We start from the raw sequence: 19,144 nt of genomic DNA, 5'->3' as shown, positions 1-19,144 counted from the left end.
TCCGAGTTATCGGGGTTGGGACTACGGGTTGGACCTTAACACAGGGTTTTGCCGCACCCGGCTGTTACCTAGGTCTTTTCATCGAAGGGATTCTTCGATGAACGTAGCTCAATCTTCAGCGGCGTGCCCACCAGTTTGTAGTGGGTACGGATGCGGCCCTCCAGGTAGCGCTTGTAGACCTCCGTCACGCCGTCCAGCGCATTGCCGTGGATGACGACGATGGGCGGGTTCTGGCCGCCCTGGTGGGCGTAGCGCAGCTTGGGCCGCGACACGCCGGAGCGCTTGGGCTGCTGGTGCTCCACCGCCTCCTGGACGAGGCGGGTGAGGACCGGCGTCGTCATCTTGCGGTAGGCCGAGGCGTAGGCATCGGCCATCGCGTTCCACAGTGCCGACAGGCCCTGGCGCTTGAGTGCCGAGATGTGGTGCATGGGCGCGAACTTCAGGAACGCCAGGCGCGTCTCGATCTGGCGCTGCAGCGTCTCGCGCTGGTAGCTGTCCACCGAGTCCCACTTGTTGCAGGCCAGCACGACGGCGCGGCCGCTGTCGAGGATGTAGCCGGCGATGTGCGCGTCCTGGTCGGTCACGCCCTGCGTGGCGTCCAGCAGCAGCAGCACGACGTGCGCGTCGGCAATGGCCTGCAGCGTCTTGACGACCGAGAACTTCTCGATGGCCTCGAAGACCTTGCCCTTGCGGCGCAGGCCAGCGGTGTCGATGAGCTTGAACTTCTGGCCGTTGCGCTCGAAGTCCACCGCGATGGCGTCGCGCGTGGTGCCTGGCATGTCGAACGCGACGAGGCGCTCCTCGCCCAGCCAGGTGTTGATCAGCGTGCTCTTGCCCACGTTGGGGCGGCCGGCAACGGCCAGTCGGATGACGCCGTCCTGCTGCGGCCCGGCGCCGAACTCCTCGGTGGCGTCCTCGAAGGGCTCGAGCACCGCGTCCAGCAGGCTGCGGATGCCCTGGCCGTGCGCCGACGAGATCGGGTGCGGCTCGCCCATGCCGAGTTCGTGAAACTCGTTCATCAGCGGCGAGTCGCTCATGCCCTCGGCCTTGTTGACGGCCAGGTGCACGCGCTTGTTGACGCTGCGCAGGTAGCGGGCGATGTCGCTGTCGTGGGCCGACAGGCCTAAACGGATGTCGACGACGAAGATGACCGCGTCGGCCTCGGCGACGGCCTGCTTGGTCTGCTTGGCCATCTCCTTGACGATGCCGGTGCTGCTGTCGGGCTCGAAGCCGCCGGTGTCGATGCAGATGAACTCGCGGTCGCCCAGGCGGCCATCACCGTAGTGGCGGTCACGCGTCAGGCCGGCGAAGTCGGCCACGATGGCATCGCGCGACTTGGTCAGGCGGTTGAACAGCGTCGACTTGCCCACGTTGGGGCGGCCGACCAGGGCGATGACTGGTTTCATTCGGCCTTGATCGCGAACAGGCCGCCGCTCTTGGTGGCGAACAGCGCCGTGTCACCCAGCAGCGCGGTGGCCACGATGGGCGAACCGTCGGTCGCGATGCGCGAGCGCGTCTTGCCCGTCTCACGGTCCAGCAGATGCACCTGACCCTCGAAGTCGCCGATCAGCACCTGCTGGCCCAGCACCACCGGTTCGGACAGCTTGCGCAGCTGGAACTGGTCGGCCGACCAGGCCAGGTCGCCATTGGCCAGCCGCCAGGCCGACAGTCGGTCCGATGCGTCGCCCGCCACGATGAGCTGCGCGTCACCACCGATGCCGTTGGCGCCGCCCACCAGGCGGCTCCACACCGCGCTGCCGCGTTCGGCGTTCACGCAGCCCACGGAGGACTGGAAGGCGCGGGCACAGATCAGCTCGCCCTGGCGCACGGCCGGGCCGACCAGGTCCGCCAGGCGCTCGACCTCGTTGGTGCCGCGCGGCGTCGCCACGCTGGCTTCCCAGCGCAACTGGCCCTTGACGGGGTCGACCCCCGCCAGCCGCGGGCCCTGGCCCACGATCAGCGTGTCCTTGTACGCGGCCAGCACGCCGGCCTTGGCCAGCGTCAACGGCTCGCCGGGGCGCTTCAGCTCCCAGATCTTGCGGCCGTCCAGCGCGTCGTAGGCCAGCACCTGGCGGTCCAGCGTCAGCGTGAAGACGCGCTCGCCGGCCACGTAGGGCGCGGCCACCACGGGCGTGGGCAGCGCCTTCTTCCAGGCGACCTTGCCGTTGTCCAGCACGATCAGCTCGTTGTCGCGGTTCACCACGGCGGCGAAGCGGCCATCACTGCCAATGCCAGCCGACAGCTTGGCGCCGGCATCGCCGCGCCACAGCTCGCGGCCGTCGGCGGCCGACAGCGCCCGGACGCTGCCGTCGCTGCTGGCGACGACGAAGCGGTCACCCGGTGTGGCGATGCTGAGCGGGAAGTTGATGTTGTCGCCCTTGGCGCTCCAGACGACGCGGCCGGTCGCGGGGCCCGACAGCGTCTCCAGCACGGCGGGCTTGCTCTTGGCGTCGCCGAACCAGGAGTTCCACGTCGAGCTGATGGTGGAGCAGCCGGACAGCGACGCCGCCAGCAGCGAGATCAGGACGGCGCGCTTCACTGCGCAGCTCCCGTGGCGTCGACGACCGTGGGCACGCCCAGGGTCGCGAGCTTGGCTTCGATGATGCGGCGGTAGTCCTGCGTCTTTTCCATGCCGGCCAGCGCCTTCTGGTATTCGGCCTTGGCCGCATCGCGCTTGTCCTGCTGCAACAGCACGTCACCGCGGCGGTCGGCCACCAGCGCAGCGAACTCGGGCAGCTTGATCGCGTCCAGCGTCTTGATGGCCTCGTCGTAGGCCTTGGCGTCCAGCTGCAGGCCGGCCAGGCGCAGGCGGGCCAGGTCGCGGTACGGCGGCTCGGACCCCTTGTCGGCGACCCAGGCCAGGCTTTGCTTGGCGTCGTCGGCCTTGCCCTTGTCGGCCTGCAGCTTGGCGATCTGCAGCGCGGACTGCGCGGCGTAGCCCGTGGACGGGAAATTGGTCTTCAGGTCGGCCGCAGCGGCCGTGGCCTTGCCCAGGTCCTGGGCCGTGACGGCGCGGTCGAACTCGTCGTACATCGCACCGGCCTTGGCGGCCTGGTCGCGCTGGTACCAGTTCCAGCCCTGCCAGGCGGCAAAGGCGGCGAGCACGGCGGTCAACAGCCAGGTGATGAGGTTGCCCCAGCGCTTCCAGAACGCTTTGAGCTGGTCCAGTTGTTCTTGTTCTTCGAGGTCGAGATGGGCGGCCATGGCAAAAAGGAATCGAGAAAGGGGCTCTGGGCGAGCCCGGGATTATGCGGGGAGGAGTTCGGCCGACCAGGCGGCCACGTCGGCGAGCGCGCGGGCCACCTGTTCGCCACCGTCGCGCAAAGGCTTCAGGCCCACCTCGCCGCGGGCCAGCTCATCGGTGCCGAACACCAGCGCGAAGCGCGCGCCGCAGGCGTCGGCCTTCTTGAACTGCGACTTGAACGAGCCACCGCCCGCATGCATCTGCACGGCGACGCCGGCGGCGCGCAGCGCCTCCAGCGTGGGCAGCACGCGCGGCAGCTCGGCCGGGTCGGGCACGACGGCGTAGACATCCGGCGCGCTGACGGGCGCGGCCAGGCCCAGCGTGTCCAGCAGCAGCAGCACGCGCTCCAGGCCCATCCCGAAGCCCACGGCCGGCGTCGCCTTGCCGCCCAGTTGCTCGACCAGGCCGTCATAGCGGCCACCGGCGCAGACCGTGCCCTGGGCACCCAGCTTGTCGGTCACCCACTCGAAGACGGTGAGGTTGTAGTAATCCAGCCCGCGCACCAGGCGCGGGTTGATGCGGTAGGCCAGGCCCACCGAGTCCAGCAGTGCACGCACGCCGTCGAAGTGCGCCTGCGACTCGGGGCCGAGGAAGTCCAGCAGCTTGGGCGCCTGCTCGGCCATCGCCTGCATCGCCGGGTTCTTGGTGTCCAGCACGCGCAGCGGGTTGGCGTACATCCGGCGCTTCGCTTCTTCGTCGAGCACGTCGAGATGCCCTTCGAGGTACTGGATCAGCGCCGCGCGGTGCGCAGCACGCTCGTCGGGCTGGCCCAGGCAGTTCAGCTCCAGCACCACGTCCTGGCCCTCGACCAGACCCAGCTCGCGCCACAGCGTGCGCGCCAGCAGGATGACCTCGGCATCCACATCCGGGCCGGCAAAGCCCAGCGCCTCGATGCCCATCTGGTGGAACTGGCGGTAGCGGCCCTTCTGCGGGCGCTCGTGGCGGAACATGGAGCCGAAGTAGTACAGCCGACGCGGGCTGTCGCGCAGGTAGCTGTGCTCGATCATGGCCCGCACGACGCCGGCCGTGCCTTCGGGGCGCAGCGCCAGGTGGTCGCCGTTCATCTTGTCCTCGAAGGCGTACATCTCCTTCTCGACGATGTCGGTCACCTCGCCGATGCCGCGCACGAACAGGGCGGTCGGCTCGACGATGGGCGTGCGCACGTTCGCGTAGCCGTAGCGCTGCAGCACGCTGCGCATCTTCGCTTCCAGCCACTCCCAGCGCGCCGAGTCGGGCGGCAGGATGTCGTTCATGCCCTTCACCGCCTGCAGCGGCTGGAGCTTCCTGTTCTCAGTCATGCAGTAGCTGTCGCGCCGAAGCGCTTCTCGATGTAGTTCTCGACCAGCGCGTGGAACTCGTTGGCGATGTTGTCGCCGCGCAGTGTCAACGCCTTGACGCCGTCGATGAAGACGGGCGCCGCCGGTGCCTCACCCGTGCCGGGCAGGCTGATGCCGATGTCGGCATGCTTGCTCTCGCCCGGGCCGTTGACGATGCAACCCATGACGGCCACCTTCATCTCCTCCACACCCGGGTATTTGTTGCGCCAGACCGGCATCTGCAGGCGCAGGAAATCGTCGATCTGCTTGGCCAGCTCCTGGAAGGTGGTGCTGGTGGTGCGGCCGCAGCCCGGGCAGGCCGTGACGCTCGGGTTGAAGTGGCGCAGGCCCAGCGCCTGCAGGATCTCCAGCGCCACGACGACTTCCTGCGTGCGCGCCTCGCCCGGCTGCGGCGTGAGGCTGACGCGGATGGTGTCGCCGATGCCTTCCTGCGCCAGGATGCCGAGCGCGACGCTGGACGCCACGGTGCCCTTGGTCCCCATGCCGGCCTCGGTCAGGCCCAGGTGCAGCGCGTAGTCGCAGCGGCGGGCCAGTTCGCGGTAGACCGAGATCAGGTCCTGCACGCCGCTGACCTTGCAGCTGATGATGATGTTGTCGGGGTTCAGGCCCAGCTCGGCCGCGTAGGCGGCGGAGGTCAGCGCGGACTCGACCAGCGCCTGGTACATGACCGGCTTGGCGTCCCAGGGCTGGGCACGGCGGGCGTTCTCGTCCATGAACTGCGCCAGCAGCTCCTGGTCCAGGCTGCCCCAGTTGACGCCGATGCGCACGACCTTGTCGTACTTCGCGGCGGCCTCGACCATCATCGCGAACTGGCGGTCCTTCTTGTCGCCCTTGCCGACGTTGCCGGGGTTGATGCGGTACTTGGACAGCGCCTGCGCCATCGCCGGGTGCTCGGTGAGCAGGCGGTGGCCGTTGTAGTGGAAGTCTCCCACCAGCGGCACGTCGATGCCCATGCGGTCCAGCTGCTCGCGGATGTAGGGCACTGCTTCAGCAGCCTCGGGCGTGTTGACGGTGATGCGCACCATCTCCGAACCGGCGATGGCCAGTTCCTTGACCTGGATGGCCGTGCCGATGGCGTCCACCGTGTCGGTGTTGGTCATGGACTGCACGCGCACCGGGGCGTCGCCGCCCACGGTGACGATGCGGTTGCCCCAGACCACCCGGGCCTGGCGGCTGCGGCGCGCTGCGGGCGACGCCGAGGGAATGATGTGTTCGCTCATCAATTGAACTCCAGGCGAGCGATGTTGTCCTTGCTGCGGGCACCCAGGTCCACGGCGGCGCCCCGCCATTCGACCTTGGTGCCGCTCACGTTGCCGATGCGCACCTTGTAGGGGGCGGCACCGCCGTATTCCTGCTGCTCGCCCGCACGCAGCACGCGCGACAGCAGCACCTGGCCCTGCGCATCGGCCACCTCGACCCAGGTCTCGGCCGTGGCCGTCACCCGCAGCGTGCCGCCCCCGGGCGTCGCCGCCACCGCGGCCTTCAGCGGCGCGGACGCTGCGCCCAGCGCGGGCGGCGGCGCGACGTCACGCACCTGCAGCGGCGCCGAGGCCACCGGCTCGGGCGTCGGCAGGGCCGCCTGCACCGACACCGGCTCCGACGCGGCCGGCGCCGACACGAAGTCCACGGGCGCGCTCGCCGCAGCAGACACGGCAGACGCCGGGAAGGCCGGCGCCGGTGCCGCTGCCTCCCGCTCGGGCAGCCAGCCCGCCGGAACCCAGTAGATCGCCGCGGCGATCAACAGCAGCACGACGGGTGCCCAGACCACCGGCCGCACGGCCAGCGCCAGCACGCCGCCATCGATGCCGCCACCCAGGCCGCGCTCGCGGAACGGCTGGTTCAGGCCCTGATGCACGTCGAACTCGCGGTCGTTCGTGCGCGGCAGCATCGCGAGCACGGGCGCAGGGTCCACCTTCAGCGCGCGGCACATGGCCGTGGCCAGCGCGCGGGCGAAGGTGGCATCGGGCAGATCGCCGATGCGGTCGGATTCCAGCGCCTCCAGCTTGGCCTGCGGCACCTTGAGCATCACGGCCAGCGCGGCGATGTGCAGGCCGCGCTGCTGGCGCGCATTCCTGAGCCAGGCGCCTGCGGTGGTCGCTGTGTTGGCAGATCCCTCGGTCATGCGTTCCATCGTCTGGTTCTTGTGATCGTGCGCCGTGCTGCGGCTCATTCGTCGTAGCGGCCGGCGTCCAGAGACTGGGTCTCACGCGCCTGCGGGTACTTGCGGCGCATCTGCAGCGCCAGGTCGTCCACTTGGCCCGTGTTGCCCAGCTTGCGCTCGATGCGAAGCTGCAGCCACAGGCTCTGGCCGTTGACCTGCTCGGGCTGGTCGTTCACGCGCTTGGCGTAGAAGCGCGCGCGCTGCAGCTCGCCGTTGCGGAACAGCACCTCCGACAGGTTGATCGAGATGGCCGGGTTGGCCGGGTCGAGCTCGAAGGCGCGCGCCAGCGTCTTCTCGGCCACCAGCAGGCGGCCCGAGCGCGCCTCGCAGACGCCCTTGGCCAGCAGCGTGCGGGCCGGCGCGCGGTAGGTGGACTGGGCCAGCGCCTGGTCGAACATCGCATCGGCCGTGGCCCAGCGCTGCTGCTGGCACATGAGCCAGCCGTAGTTGTGCATGGTGTCGGCGTCGCTCGGATAGACCGTCAGCGCGCGGCGGAAGGCCTCTTCCGCGAGCTGGTTCTCGCCCATGGCGCCGTAGATGAGGCCGCGCAGGTTCATGGCCTCGCGCATGTCGGGCTTGGCCTGCAGCGCGAGCTTGAGTTCGTCCAGCGCGGTGTTGAACTGGCCGCGCGAGAAGTAGCCCTGCGCCAGTTCGAGGCGGATGCCGGCGCGGCGGTCGGTGTCGGTCTGGTCGGAGTCGGTCTTGACCTCGCGATCACCCGAAGGCGCCGTGCCGGCGCAGGCGGCCAGCAAGGCGGTGGTCAGAACGATCAGCGTTCGCTTCATCGGATCCTCGGCGTTAGGCACATCAGCGGCGCCCGGCCGCGCGACGCCATGGACCGCCCCTCAGGGGGAGCGGGCATGGCGAGCATGGGGGTCGTGTCATTCACGCGGATTTGGCCACGGTAACCGGGGCCCTGACCATGCGGATATGCGCGCGGGTGCGGTCCTGCACCTCGCCGGCCAACTGCCCGCAGGCGGCGTCAATGTCGTCGCCGCGCGTCTTGCGCACGGTCGTCACGATGCCGGCCTGGATCAGCACCTCGGCGAACGCCTGCACGCGCGGGTGGGTGCTGCGGATGAGGCCCGACGCCGGGAACGGGTTGAACGGGATCAGGTTGATCTTGCAGCCGATCTTGTTCTTCAGCAGGCGGACAAGCTCATGCGCCTGCTCCGGCGCGTCGTTCACCTCCTGCAGCATGCAGTACTCGAAGGTGATGAAGTCGCGCGGCGCCTTGTCCAGGTAGCGGTTGCAGGCGGCCAGCAACTCGGCGATGGGGTACTTCTTGTTCAGCGGCACGAGCTGGTCGCGCAGCGGGTCGGTCGGTGCGTGCAGGCTGACGGCAAGCGCGACCGGGCAGTCCTCGCGCAGCCGGTCGATCATCGGCACGACGCCGGATGTCGACACCGTCACGCGGCGGCGGCTGAGGCCGTAGCCATGGTCGTCCAGCATGGTCTTGAGCGACGGCACGAGCTGGTCGTAGTTCTGCAGCGGCTCTCCCATGCCCATCATGACGACGTTGGAGATGACGCGCTCCGTGGTGCCCAGGCGCTTGCGCAGGGCGTGCTCGGCGAACCAGAGCTGGGCCGTGATCTCGGCCGTCGTCAGGTTGCGGCTGAAGCCCTGGTGGCCGGTGGAGCAGAAGCGGCAGCCGACGGCGCAGCCGGCCTGGCTGGAGATGCACAGCGTGCCACGGTCGAGCACTGTCGGCCCCTGGCCGCCTGCGGCGGCGGCCCCCCGGGGGGGCGCTCCGCCGATTGGGGACGGCCCGGCATCGCCGAATTCGGGAATGAACACGGCCTCGACGGCATTGCCCGCACCAACGTCGAACAGCCACTTGATCGTGCCGTCGGTCGACACGTGCTCCGAGATCACCGGCAACGCGGTGATGTGGGCACGGCCCTTGAGCTTGTCGCGCAGGGACTTGGCGAGGTCGGACATCTGGTCGAAGTCCGCCGCGCCCTTCTGGTGGATCCAGCGGAACAGCTGGGTCGCACGGAATTTCTTTTCGCCCAGTTGCTCGCAGTAGGCGGCCAAGCCTGGCAGATCGAAACCTAACAGGTTCGTTAAACCGAGCAGGTTGACCGCGTCCATACGAACTTCCTGGGCCGGGGTCACCGACCCCGTTGGGGTTTACTTGGCAGCGTAGACGTTCATGCCGGGGAAGAAGAACGCCACTTCGACGGCGGCGGTCTCGGCGGCGTCGGAGCCGTGCACGGCGTTGGCGTCGATGCTGTCGGCGAAGTCGGCACGGATGGTGCCCTTCTCGGCCTTCTTCGGGTCCGTCGCGCCCATCAGGTCACGGTTCTTCAGGATCGCGCCCTCGCCTTGCAGCGCCTGGATCATCACCGGGCCGGAGATCATGAAGTTCACCAGGTCGTTGAAGAACGGGCGAGCCTTGTGCACGGCGTAGAAGGCTTCAGCATCGGCGCGCGACAGCTGAACCAGCTTGGCAGCGACGATCTTCAGGCCGGCGCCTTCGAAGCGGGCGTAGATCTGGCCGATGACGTTCTTCGCCACGGCATCGGGCTTGATGATGGACAGGGTGGTTTCGATCGCCATGGAATTCTCCTGAAGGGCTGTATTGGACAAAGCCTGTGATTGTAGCGGTCAGGGATGACCCCAGGTTGTCAGCCGCGCCAGCCACAAGCTCAACGACGTCCCCCGTAGCCGCCACCCGAACGGCCACCGCCGCCCCCGCCGCCGCCCTTGCCGCCGCGGCCACCACCGCCGCCGCCGCCCCGGCGCAGGAAGGCGTCGCCGCCGATGTAACCCACCGAGGTCTGCAACGGGTCAGGTTCGCGCGGGCCATTGCCCTTGTTGCCGCCCGCGCCCTTGCCTTGCCGGTCCTGCTGGCTGCCGCCGGCACCAAAGCCCTGCGGAATCCCCCGCTTGCCGCTGGTGGCATGACGGCGGTCGAAGGTCTGCTCCAGCGGATTGACGTGATGCGGAATGAAGCCATCGTCTTCCTCGTCGTCGTCACGGCGCGGCGCCCGCTCCTCGCGCGGCGGACGCTGCTGGGGCGCCTCGGGCGGGCGGCTGGGGCGCGGACCGGCGTTCGGGCCGCGCTCATCGGCACGGCGCTTGTTGCGATCCTTGCGACCGGGCTGCAGGCCCTGATCGCCCCGGTTCTGGTCGCGGTTCTGGCGCGGGCCCTGATCCTGGCTCTGGCCCTGGCCTTGCTGACCCTGGCCGCTGTGCGTCGTGTGGCCCGCCAGGCGGCGGATGACGCGCACATCGTCGTCACCCAGCTCCACCCAGACGCCACGCTTGAGGCCGTGCGGCAGCACCACGGTGCCATAACGGATGCGGATCAGCCGGCTGACCACCAGGCCCACCGCCTCGAAGAGCTTGCGCACCTCGCGGTTGCGGCCTTCGGTGATGACCACGCGATACCAGCGGTTGGCGCCCTCGCCACCGCCTTCCTCGATGCTCTTGAAGGAGGCCGTCTGGCCTTCCACGTTGACGCCTTCGAGCAGCCGGGCGCGCTGTTCGTCGCTGAGCGAGCCCAGCACGCGCGCCGCGTACTCGCGCTCCACGCCGAAGCGCGGGTGCATGAGCTGGTTGGCAAGTTCGCCGGAGTTCGTGAACAGCAGCAGGCCTTCGGTGTTGATGTCCAGGCGACCCACGGACTGCCATTTCTGGCCCTGCACGCGCGGCAGCGAGCGGAACACGGTCGGACGGCCCTCGGGGTCGTTGAACGTGGACACCTCGCCGGTGGGCTTGTGATAGGCCAGGATGCGCGGGGTGGGTGGCGAGATGCGCACGCGCACCTCCTTGCCATTGACGCGCACGCGGTCGCCGAACGAGATGCGCTGGCCCACGTGGGCCACCTCGCCATTGACCTCGATCTTGCCTTCGGCGATCCAGTCCTCGATGTCGCGGCGCGAGCCGATGCCGGCCTGCGCCAGCACCTTCTGCAGCTTGGGCGCATCGGTGTCCGGCGCCAGCACGCGCTTGGCCTCGCCCTCGGTCGCGTCGCCCTCCGGGGCCTCGGCGTCGGACGGCTCGGGGCGCAGCTGCGGCGGCTCGCCGGCCGGCCCTTCGGACTCGGCATCCAGCGTGCCCGACAGCACGTCGGCGAAGCGCGCCCCCGCGGCCTCCACCAACGCGGGCGTCAGCGCCGGCGCTGCCAGTTCACCTTCGACGCGGCCCGCCGGCTGCACACCGCCCTGGCGCTCGGCGCGCTCCTTGCGGTTGCGGCGGCGGTTGCGATTGCGGCCGCCCCCTTCCTCGCCCTCTCCCTGCGCGTCATCACCACCGTCCCCATCGCCATCGCCACCCGTCGCGCCCGCCGCGGCGGGCGCCTCTTCACCGAGCGTGAAGAGCGGCGCCTGGGCCGGGGTCGGAACCGGCGCCTCTGCGGCAACGGCCTGCACCGCCTCGTCGGCCACCGCCTTGCGCGGCGCGCGTTTGCGGGCCGGTGCAGGCGGCTCCTCGGCCGCAGCGGCCTCGGGTGCTGCCGCCTCGGATGCCGTGGCGCGCTCCTGCGACACCACCTCGGCCTTGCGGCGGGGGCGTTTCACGGGCACGGCGGCGTCGGCGGGCTCCGCGGCTTCGGGCGCGGCGTCGACCGCCGCCTTGGCGGTCGTGCGGCGGCGCTTGGGCGCAGCAGGCGCCTCGGCGTCAGCGGCGGAAGGCAGGGGCTTGTCTTGATCGGCAGCGTCGTTCATGCGGGTCAATGCTGGGGTTGCGGGGGCGGATGGGAGGGATCGGAGGAGTCCGGGAAATCGGATTCGGGGAGTGCGGGTGTGCCGTCGGCGCCGAACAGGCTCGACGTCATCGCGGGTGCCTCGGCAGGCGCCGCAGCGGGCAGCTCTGCAACGACTTCGGCGGCAGCCTCGACCACGGTTTCAGCCGCGGATTCGGCAGGCGCCTCGGCCGCAACGGGGTCGGGGACTTCTTCCGGTGCGTCGAGCAATTGGCCCTGCAGCGCCTCGAAAGCCGGCGCTGCGGTGCCGACGTCCAGCGCCGGCAACTGCGCCAGGCTGGCCAGGCCCAGGTCGTCGAGAAAGGCCTTGGTCGTCGCGTACAGCGCGGGACGGCCCGGGGTCTCGCGGTGGCCGATGGCCTCGATCCAGCCGCGGTCTTCGAGCTGCTTGACGATCTGGCTCGCGACCACCACGCCGCGGATGTCCTCGATGTCGCCGCGCGTGACCGGCTGGCGGTAGGCAATGATGGCCAGCGTCTCCAGCACGGCGCGCGAGTAGCGCGGCGGCTTCTCGGGATGCAGCCGGTCCAGGTACTCGCGCAGTTCGGGGCGGCTCTGGAAGCGCCAGCCGGACGCCAGCGCGACGAGTTCCACGCCCTTGCCTTCCCAGTCACGGCTGAGCTCGTCGAGCAGACTGCGCATCGAATCGGCGCCCAGTTCGTCGGCGAACAGGCTGCGCATCTCGCGAAGCGTCAGCGGCTGCGAGGCACAGATCAGCGCGGTTTCGAGGACGCGCTTGGCATCCTGTGTGTTCATGAACTCAACTTCGCACCCTCAATGGGCAGAGCTCTGGCATGGGCCCCGGCCTGGGCGCTCATGGCGCATCCGTCAGGCGGCTGGGGCGGGTCTTGCACCGGATGCAACGCCTGGCCTTCAAAGGCTGGCTGCATCAGCAGGATGGTTGGCGGCTTGCGGGAGTGGACTGCGATCCCGTGATGACTGCCCGGCTCGTGGGGGCCGGACGCTCGGCGCGACAACCAGGGCACATTGTAGCCCGCTCAGCGCGGCAGTCCCGCGGCACCGATTTCAGCCCACGCAGGGGCCAGGTCCTGCGGCAGCGGCGCGGTCAGCGCCAACGCGGCGCCGGTGATGGGATGCGTGAAGCTCAGCCGCGCCGCGTGCAGGGCCTGGCGCGCCAGGCCGAGGGCCGGCGCACCGCCGTACAGCGCGTCGGCCAGCAGCGGGTGGCCCGAGTGGGTGAGGTGCACGCGGATCTGGTGCGTGCGGCCCGTGTGCAGCACGCAGTGCACCGCGCAGACCGCCCGGCCCTGGACCTCGCCGCCGCCCAGTGGGAAGACGTCGGTGCGCGCCGGCTTGCCCAGCCCGGCGGGCGCGATGGCCATCTTCACGCGCGACACCGGGTCGCGGCGCAGCGGCTGCTCGACGACGAACGCGGACTCCACGCGGCCCCAGGCCAGCGCCAGGTATTCGCGGTGCACCTCGCGCGCCGCGATCTGGCGCGCCAGTGCCGTCACCGCCGCGAGCGTCTTGCCGACGACCATCAGCCCGCTGGTGTCCTTGTCCAGCCGATGCACGATGCCGGCGCGCGGCAGTGCCCCGGCGCCCGGGTGGTGGGCCAGCAGGCCGTTCATCAGCGTGCCGGACCAGTTGCCCGCAGCCGGGTGCACGACCAGGCCGGCCGGCTTGTTGACGACCAGCAGGTGCTCGTCCTCGAAGGCCATGTCCAGCGCGATCGCCTCGGCCTTGAAGGCCTGGCTCTCCTCGGTCGGCTGCAGCTCCACCTCGACCCGCTGGCCGGCGCGCAGCTTGTGCGCGGCCTTGGCCTGCGGCCTGCCGTCCACCGTCACGCAGCCGCGCTCGATGAGCGACTGCAGGTGGTTGCGCGAGAACTCCGGCGCCAGCCGCGTCAGCCACCGGTCCAGCCGCTCGCCACGCTCGCGCTCCTCGACATCGGCCATGCGCCGCTCCGGCGAATCGTCCGCCGCGACGTCGCCAGATTCGTCTTCCGGGTCATCCAGACCCCCCGCCCTATACTTCGCGCCCATTGTTCAGTGTGACCGGGCCGGCGCAGCCGCCCCCAGCTTCAGACATGTTTGTTGAGAAATCCCAAGCCGGCCGCGCGACGTTCAGCGCCCTTCTCGGTGCCTTCACGGTGGCCCTCGCGCTTGGCTTGAGCGGCTGCGGCTCCTCGATCAAGGAGGATCCGAACTCGCAGCAGGCACTGGACAAATTGTATGCAGACGCCAAGGACGACCTGAACTCGGGCAGCTACGACCGCGCGATCAAGTCCCTGGAGAAGATCGAGGGCCGCGCCGCGGGCACGACGATGGGCCAGCAGGCGACGCTGGACCTGGCGTGGGCCTACTACAAGACGGCCGAGCGCGCGCAGGCGATCACGACGCTGGACCGCTTCATCAAGCTCAACCCGTCCAGCCCGGCGATGGACTACGCCCTCTACATGAAGGGCATCGTCAACTTCAACGAGGACCTCGGTCTGTTCGGCCGCCTGGCCAACCAGGACGTGGCCGAGCGCGACCAGCAGGCCTCGCGCGAGGCGCTGCTGTCGTTCCGCCAGCTCGTCGAGCAGTACCCCGAATCGAAGTACGCGGCCGAGGCGCAGATGCGCGTCAACTTCATCACCAACACGCTGGCCGCGTACGAGATCCACGTGGCGCGTTACTACTACAACCGCAAGGCCTACGTGGCCGCGGCCAACCGCGCGCAGACCGCCGTGGCCGAGTTCCAGAACGCGCCGGGCATCGAGGAAGCGCTGTTCATCATGGGCGAGAGCTACGACAAGCTCGGCCTGGTGCAACTGCGCGACGACGCGCGCCGCGTGCTGGACAAGAACTTCCCGAACAGCGAATACGCCAGCGGTGGCGGCCAGCGCCAGAAGCGCTGGTGGAAGATCTGGTGATCAGGTCCGCGCGGCGCTGAGCTCTTCCAGCCAGGCCAGCGCCTCGGCCTCGTTGGCCACCGGCGTCATCGGCGGCAGCGCCGCACGCAGTCGCCGGCCGTAGTTCATGCCCGCCATGCGGGGGTCGCACACGACCAGCAGCCCGCGGTCGGTCTCAGTGCGGATCAGGCGCCCGGCGCCCTGCTTCAACGCGATGGCCGCCTCGGCGATGAAATAGTCCGAGAACGCGTTGCGCCCCTGCGCCTCCAGCCGCTGCACGCGCGCCGCCACGAGCGGGTCGTTGGGCGGCGGGAACGGCAGCTTGTCGATGACCACGCATTGCAGCGCGTCGCCCGGCACGTCGATGCCTTCCCAGAAGCTCGCGGACCCCACGAGCACGGACGCCGGGTTGTCGATGAAGCGCTGCAGCAGCACGCGCTTGGGCGCGGCGCCCTGCTGCAGCACGGCAATCGCGTCGCCGCCTTCCTCGAAGCGCTCGCGCAGCGCATCGGCCACGGTCTGCAGGTTGCGCAGCGTCGTCGTCAGCACGAAGGTGCGGCCGCCCAGGGCGCGCGCCAGCCGGGAGGCCAGCAGCGCGACGCTGGCCGGGTGCGTCGGCTCGCTGGGCTTGGGGAAGCCGCGCGGCACGTACAGCCGCGCGTTGGCCGGGTAGTCGAACGGGCTGCCCACGCGCAGCACCTCGGCGTCGTTCAGGCCCGCAGGCTCGGTGAACCAGGTCAGGCGCTCGTCATCGCCCAGCGTCGCGGACGTGAACACCCAGGCCTTGGGCGGCCCCTGGAGCTGCGCCTGCATCGCCTCGCGGATGTCCAGCGGCGACTCGACCAGCCGGGCCGAATGCGGGCTGATGTCGATCCAGCGCACGTCGCCCGGGTCAGGCTCGGCGGCGAACTGCCGGGCCAGCTCGCGCAGCTCCGTGGCGCGCTCGCACAGGCGGGCGAAGTCCGGCGCCGCGTCGCGCACGGCGGTCAACGCTTCGAGCGCCTGGGCGACGGCCTGCTCCACGCCGGCCAGCGCCGCAGCGAAGCCGGGCTGGCTCGCACGCTCATGCCAGCCCAGCTTCAGCGTGCCGCGCAGTTCGCGCCCGGCCGTGGCCAGCGCGCCGGCCGATGCCAGGCGCAGTTCGCGGGCGGCCTTCTCGACACCACCGTGCAGCGCCTGCCAGTCGTGCACGCCACGCGCATGGGCCAGGCCCTGGGCCAGCGCGTCACGGGCGAAGTCGATCAAGGAGGCCGTGCCCAGCACGGTGCCGAGGAACTGCACACCGGCCTCGGCGAGCTGGTGGGCCTCGTCGAAGATGGCGATCTCCACGCTGGGCAGCAACTCGGCCACGCCGGTGTCGCGCAGCGTCAGGTCGGCAAAGAAGAGGTGATGGTTGACGACCACCACGTCGGCCTCCATGGCCTCGCGCCGCGCCTTCACGACGAAGCAGGCGCGCCAGTCCGGGCACTCCTGGCCCAGGCAGTTCTCGCGGCTGGAGCTGACGATGGGGATGATGGGCGAACGCTCGTCCAGGCCATCCATCTCGGCGAAGTCGCCGCTCTTGGTCGTCTGCGCCCAGCGCTCGATGCGCGCCAGCGACAAGGCGGTGCGCCGGTCCGGGAACTCGCCGGACACGCGCGCCTCCTTCATGCGGTGCAGACACAGGTAGCTGCCGCGGCCCTTGAGCAGCGCCAGGCGCACGGGCATGTTCAGCGCCTGCGTGAGCCGCGGCAGGTCGCGCAGGAACAGCTGGTCCTGCAGGCTCTTGGTGGCGGTGCTGATCAGCGCGCGGCTGCCGGCCAGCAACGTGGGCACGAGGTAGGCGAACGTCTTGCCCACGCCCGTGCCGGCCTCCACGACCAGGGCATGCCGGCGTGACAGGGCCTGCGCCACGGCGCGGCTCATCTGCAACTGCGGCTCGCGGGGTTTGTAGCCGGGGTCCAGCCGCGCCAGGGGGCCGTCCATGTCGAACGCCGCAGCGACGGACTGCTCCAGCTCGCCGGCGACGAGGCCGCCAGCGGGCGGCTCCACGCCGTCCAGCGCGTCCAGCCAGTCGTCGAGTTCCGGGGCCACGGCTTGGGGGAACGGGGCCGTGTCAGGCAGGTTCATCGGGTTCGGTTTCAGCTTGCAGCCGGGAGATCAGGTCGCGCAGCGCCAGGCGGCGCTTCTTCAGCCGGCGCAGCGCCAGTTCGTCCGGCTGCGGCTGCCCGGCCAGCCCGTCGATCAGCGCGTCCAGGTCCGCATGCGCCATGCGCAACTCGATGAGCCGCCGCGGCAACGAGTGAAGTTCTTCATCCATCCGGGGTTTACGAGGGCGGGTCGCGGCAAGGCCAAAGCTCACTGACCAGTATAGTTTTCGACATGCCCTCACCCACCGCCGCAGGATTTCGCCTCACCGCTGCCACAGGCACTCACCGCGGGGACCGGGCCTACCAGCAGGACCAGGTGGCCGTCATCGGCCACCCGCGTATCGCGGGCTGCGTGATGGGCATCGTCGCCGACGGCATGGGCGGCAAGAGCGGCGGGCGCAAGGCCGCCGACCAGGTCATCCTGACGGCGCGGCAGCTGTTCGAGCGCTACTCGCCCGAGGACGAATCGCCCGCCGAGCTGCTGAGCCAGATCGTGTCCGAGGCGCATCTGATGATCAAGCTGACGGCCATCTCCGCCGAGGAGGAGCCGCACAGCACCTTGGCGGGCTTCGTCGTGACCAGCGACCGCTGCGCGCACTGGATCCATTCCGGTGACTCGCGCATCTACTGGTTCCGCGGCGCGCGGCTGGTGAAGCGCTCCATGGACCATTCCTACGTGCAGCGCCTCGTCGACGAAGGCCAGCTCACCGAGGCCGAGGCCAGCTCGCACCCGCAGAGCAACCTGCTGACGGCCTGCCTGGGCACGGTGCAGGAGCCGTCGTCCAGTTCGGAGCGTTTCGACGGCCTGGAGGTGGGCGACTCGCTGATGTGCTGCAGCGACGGGCTGTGGCACTACTTCACCGCGCAGGAACTCGGCAGCGTGCTGCACAGCCTGCCGCCACGCGAGGCCGCCGAACTGCTGGTGAGCAAGGCGCGCCAGCGGGCCCGCAGCGGCGGCGACAACCTGTCGCTGGCCATCGTCAAGCTTGAAAACCTCGACTGATCAGTTCGGCTTCGACGCGGACGATGCGGGCAGGGCCGGCATGGGCAGCGGCGCCGCCAGCGGCTTGGTCCTGGCCTTCTCGTGGGCCTCGCGCTGGGCGATGCGTGCCTGCATGCGCTGCTGGCGCTGCTGCGCCTGATCACGGCGCCTGACCGCTTCGGCCTCGGCCTGCTTCTCGGCCTGTTGGCGCGCTCGCGCCGCCTCCTCCGGATGGGGCGTGCGGCGGGCGGGCGAGGCCGCGGGCGCCGGGACATGCGGCGCCGCGAGCAGCCGCTCGCGGTGCTGCCCGCCCTCTTGCGCCGCGGCCTGCTCGCGTTCGCTCACGCGCCGGATCTGCTCGGCGGCTCGCTCATGGCGCTCCTGCTCGGCCAGCTCATGCTCGCGCCTGACCAGCGGTACCAGCGCGCCGTGGCGGCGCTGTCGCACCTCGTCCATGCAGGCCGACACCGAGAAGCGCTGCTCGCAAGCCGCCTTCTCCACGGCGAAGCGTTGCTCGATGGCGGCACGCTGGGCCGCCACCTCGGCGCGCGTGGCCGGCTGAGGTGCACCAGATGCCGCAGATGCTGCGGCGGCGAGCAGGATCAGCGGATAGAAGCTCATGTCAGCGAAGTATCGACCTCGCGGCGGGCCAGCGCGAGGTATTCGGCGGAACGCATCTCCTGCAAGCGCGACACCGTGCGCGGGAACTCGTGCGCGAGCGGCCCATCGGTGTAGAGCTGCTCGGCCGGCACGGCTGCGGAGATGATGAGCTTGACGCGGCGGTCGTAGAGCACGTCCACCAGCCACGTGAAGCGACGCGCCTCGCTGGCCAGGCGCACCGGCATCTCCGGCACGTCGGACAGGATGACGGTGTGGAACTGGCTGGCCAGCTCCAGGTAGTCGTTCTGCGAGCGCGGGCCGCCGCACAGCGTCTGGAAGTCGAACCAGACGACGCCGCCCGCGCGCCGCCGCGCCAGGATCGCGCGGTGCTCGATCATCAGCTTGCGGTCCTCGTCCTGCGCCTCGGCCAGCGACTCGAAGGCCTTCGTGAGCGCCGCCTCGTTCGCGTCGTTCAACGGCGTCAGGTAGAGGTTCATGTCCTCCAGCGTGCGCTGGCGGTAGTCCGTGCCGGCGTCGACGTTGATGACTTCCAGGTTGGCCTTCAGCAGCGCGATGGCCGGCAGGATGCGGTCGCGGTGCAGGCCGTTGGGATACAGCTCGTCGGGGTGGAAATTGGACGTCGTGACGATGGACACGCGGTTGCGGAACAGCGCATCCAGCAACCGGTGCAGGATCATCGCGTCGGTCACGTCGGCGACGTGGAACTCGTCGAAGCAGATCAACCGGAAGCGCCGCGCGATGCGCTTGCCCAGCTCTTCCAGCGGGTCGGCGATGCCCTTCAACTCCTGCAGCTCGCGGTGCACCTCGCGCATGAATTCGTGGAAGTGCAGCCGCGTCTTGCGCGTCAGCGGCACGGCCTGGAAGAAACAGTCCATCAGGAAGCTCTTGCCGCGGCCCACGCCGCCGTACATGTAGACGCCGCGCGGGATGGGTGGGCGCGACAGCAGCTTGGTCAGCGCATTGCTGCGCCGGGCCTTGTATGCGGCCCATTCGTCCTGGCAGCGCTGCAACGAGGCGACCGCGCGCAGCTGCGCCTCGTCGGCCTGGTAACCGCGCTCGGCGAGCGTCTGCTGGTAAAGCTCAGTGACTGAAGTCATCGAAG

General features: G+C 70.0%; 18 protein-coding genes. 2 read left to right on the top strand and 16 right to left on the bottom strand.

Annotated features, from left to right (window positions below; genetic code table 11):
* Positions 1 to 68: 68 nt before the first annotated feature.
* The 12 genes from der to ACO07H_RS08935 all read right to left on the bottom strand — a co-directional run bounded on the left by der (position 69) and on the right by ACO07H_RS08935 (position 13,372).
* Positions 69 to 1,406 carry a ribosome biogenesis GTPase Der gene (der, locus tag ACO07H_RS08990; protein WP_422013245.1) on the bottom strand — a complete coding sequence of 446 codons (1,338 nt, stop codon included), beginning with the start codon at positions 1,404 to 1,406 and terminating at the stop codon, positions 69 to 71.
* Positions 1,403 to 2,539 carry an outer membrane protein assembly factor BamB gene (bamB, locus tag ACO07H_RS08985; protein WP_422013243.1) on the bottom strand — a complete coding sequence of 379 codons (1,137 nt, stop codon included), beginning with the start codon at positions 2,537 to 2,539 and terminating at the stop codon, positions 1,403 to 1,405. The genes der and bamB overlap by 4 nt, the downstream gene beginning before the upstream one ends.
* Positions 2,536 to 3,204, bottom strand: a complete 669-nt coding sequence (locus ACO07H_RS08980) for a YfgM family protein (RefSeq protein WP_422013241.1) — start codon at positions 3,202 to 3,204, stop codon at positions 2,536 to 2,538. Before ACO07H_RS08980 ends, bamB begins: the two co-directional genes overlap by 4 nt.
* 42 nt (positions 3,205 to 3,246) lie before the next feature.
* Positions 3,247 to 4,542 (bottom strand): histidine--tRNA ligase, encoded by a 1,296-nt coding sequence (gene hisS / locus ACO07H_RS08975; protein ID WP_422013239.1) that lies wholly within the window; start codon positions 4,540 to 4,542, stop codon positions 3,247 to 3,249.
* Positions 4,539 to 5,801: a flavodoxin-dependent (E)-4-hydroxy-3-methylbut-2-enyl-diphosphate synthase gene (gene ispG, locus ACO07H_RS08970; protein ID WP_422013237.1), complete on the bottom strand. Its 1,263-nt coding sequence runs from the start codon at positions 5,799 to 5,801 to the stop codon at positions 4,539 to 4,541. Before ispG ends, hisS begins: the two co-directional genes overlap by 4 nt.
* A complete protein-coding gene (locus ACO07H_RS08965) occupies positions 5,801 to 6,703 on the bottom strand; it encodes a helix-turn-helix domain-containing protein (protein WP_422013235.1) in 903 nt (300 codons plus the stop codon). The genes ispG and ACO07H_RS08965 overlap by 1 nt, the downstream gene beginning before the upstream one ends.
* A 44-nt stretch (positions 6,704 to 6,747) precedes the next feature.
* Positions 6,748 to 7,527 carry a type IV pilus biogenesis/stability protein PilW gene (gene pilW, locus ACO07H_RS08960; RefSeq protein ID WP_422013233.1) on the bottom strand — a complete coding sequence of 260 codons (780 nt, stop codon included), beginning with the start codon at positions 7,525 to 7,527 and terminating at the stop codon, positions 6,748 to 6,750.
* 100 nt (positions 7,528 to 7,627) lie between these two features.
* Positions 7,628 to 8,836, bottom strand: a complete 1,209-nt coding sequence (gene rlmN, locus ACO07H_RS08955) for a 23S rRNA (adenine(2503)-C(2))-methyltransferase RlmN (protein ID WP_422013231.1) — start codon at positions 8,834 to 8,836, stop codon at positions 7,628 to 7,630.
* Positions 8,837 to 8,875: 39 nt separating this feature from the next.
* Positions 8,876 to 9,304 (bottom strand): nucleoside-diphosphate kinase, encoded by a 429-nt coding sequence (gene ndk, locus ACO07H_RS08950; protein ID WP_394483748.1) that lies wholly within the window; start codon positions 9,302 to 9,304, stop codon positions 8,876 to 8,878.
* An 89-nt stretch (positions 9,305 to 9,393) separates the two neighbouring features.
* Positions 9,394 to 11,415, bottom strand: coding sequence for a pseudouridine synthase (locus tag ACO07H_RS08945; RefSeq protein WP_422013229.1), 2,022 nt, complete (start codon positions 11,413 to 11,415; stop codon positions 9,394 to 9,396).
* A 5-nt stretch (positions 11,416 to 11,420) separates the two neighbouring features.
* Positions 11,421 to 12,209, bottom strand: coding sequence for an SMC-Scp complex subunit ScpB (gene scpB, locus ACO07H_RS08940; RefSeq protein ID WP_422013227.1), 789 nt, complete (start codon positions 12,207 to 12,209; stop codon positions 11,421 to 11,423).
* A 242-nt stretch (positions 12,210 to 12,451) separates the two neighbouring features.
* Positions 12,452 to 13,372, bottom strand: a complete 921-nt coding sequence (locus tag ACO07H_RS08935; protein WP_422013225.1) for an RluA family pseudouridine synthase — start codon at positions 13,370 to 13,372, stop codon at positions 12,452 to 12,454.
* A 131-nt stretch (positions 13,373 to 13,503) separates the two neighbouring features.
* Here ACO07H_RS08935 and ACO07H_RS08930 point away from each other — a divergent pair, with 131 nt between their 5' ends.
* Positions 13,504 to 14,331, top strand: coding sequence for an outer membrane protein assembly factor BamD (locus ACO07H_RS08930; RefSeq protein WP_422013223.1), 828 nt, complete (start codon positions 13,504 to 13,506; stop codon positions 14,329 to 14,331).
* Here ACO07H_RS08930 and ACO07H_RS08925 read toward each other — a convergent pair whose 3' ends face one another.
* On the bottom strand, positions 14,332 to 16,275 hold the full coding sequence (locus ACO07H_RS08925) for an ATP-dependent DNA helicase (RefSeq protein ID WP_422018616.1): 1,944 nt from the start codon (positions 16,273 to 16,275) through the stop codon (positions 14,332 to 14,334).
* A 130-nt stretch (positions 16,276 to 16,405) separates the two neighbouring features.
* Positions 16,406 to 16,609, bottom strand: coding sequence for a YdcH family protein (locus ACO07H_RS08920; RefSeq protein WP_422013221.1), 204 nt, complete (start codon positions 16,607 to 16,609; stop codon positions 16,406 to 16,408).
* 62 nt (positions 16,610 to 16,671) lie between these two features.
* Between ACO07H_RS08920 and ACO07H_RS08915 the strand changes: the two genes are divergently transcribed.
* Positions 16,672 to 17,442, top strand: a complete 771-nt coding sequence (locus tag ACO07H_RS08915) for a PP2C family protein-serine/threonine phosphatase (RefSeq protein ID WP_422013219.1) — start codon at positions 16,672 to 16,674, stop codon at positions 17,440 to 17,442.
* On the opposite strand, the gene ACO07H_RS08910 is transcribed toward ACO07H_RS08915, so the two are convergent.
* Together ACO07H_RS08910 and zapE are read right to left on the bottom strand one after the other, a co-directional pair.
* Positions 17,443 to 18,042 (bottom strand): hypothetical protein, encoded by a 600-nt coding sequence (locus ACO07H_RS08910; RefSeq protein WP_422013217.1) that lies wholly within the window; start codon positions 18,040 to 18,042, stop codon positions 17,443 to 17,445.
* Positions 18,039 to 19,139, bottom strand: coding sequence for a cell division protein ZapE (zapE, locus tag ACO07H_RS08905; RefSeq protein WP_422013215.1), 1,101 nt, complete (start codon positions 19,137 to 19,139; stop codon positions 18,039 to 18,041). Before zapE ends, ACO07H_RS08910 begins: the two co-directional genes overlap by 4 nt.
* Positions 19,140 to 19,144: the final 5 nt, after the last annotated feature.

Origin of the sequence: Roseateles sp., from assembly GCF_965229315.1 — a bacterium.
Classification (GTDB): Bacteria; Pseudomonadota; Gammaproteobacteria; order Burkholderiales; family Burkholderiaceae_C; genus Pelomonas.
Note: the sequence above shows the minus strand (reverse complement) of the source record. Positions and strands in the feature narration are given on the sequence as shown.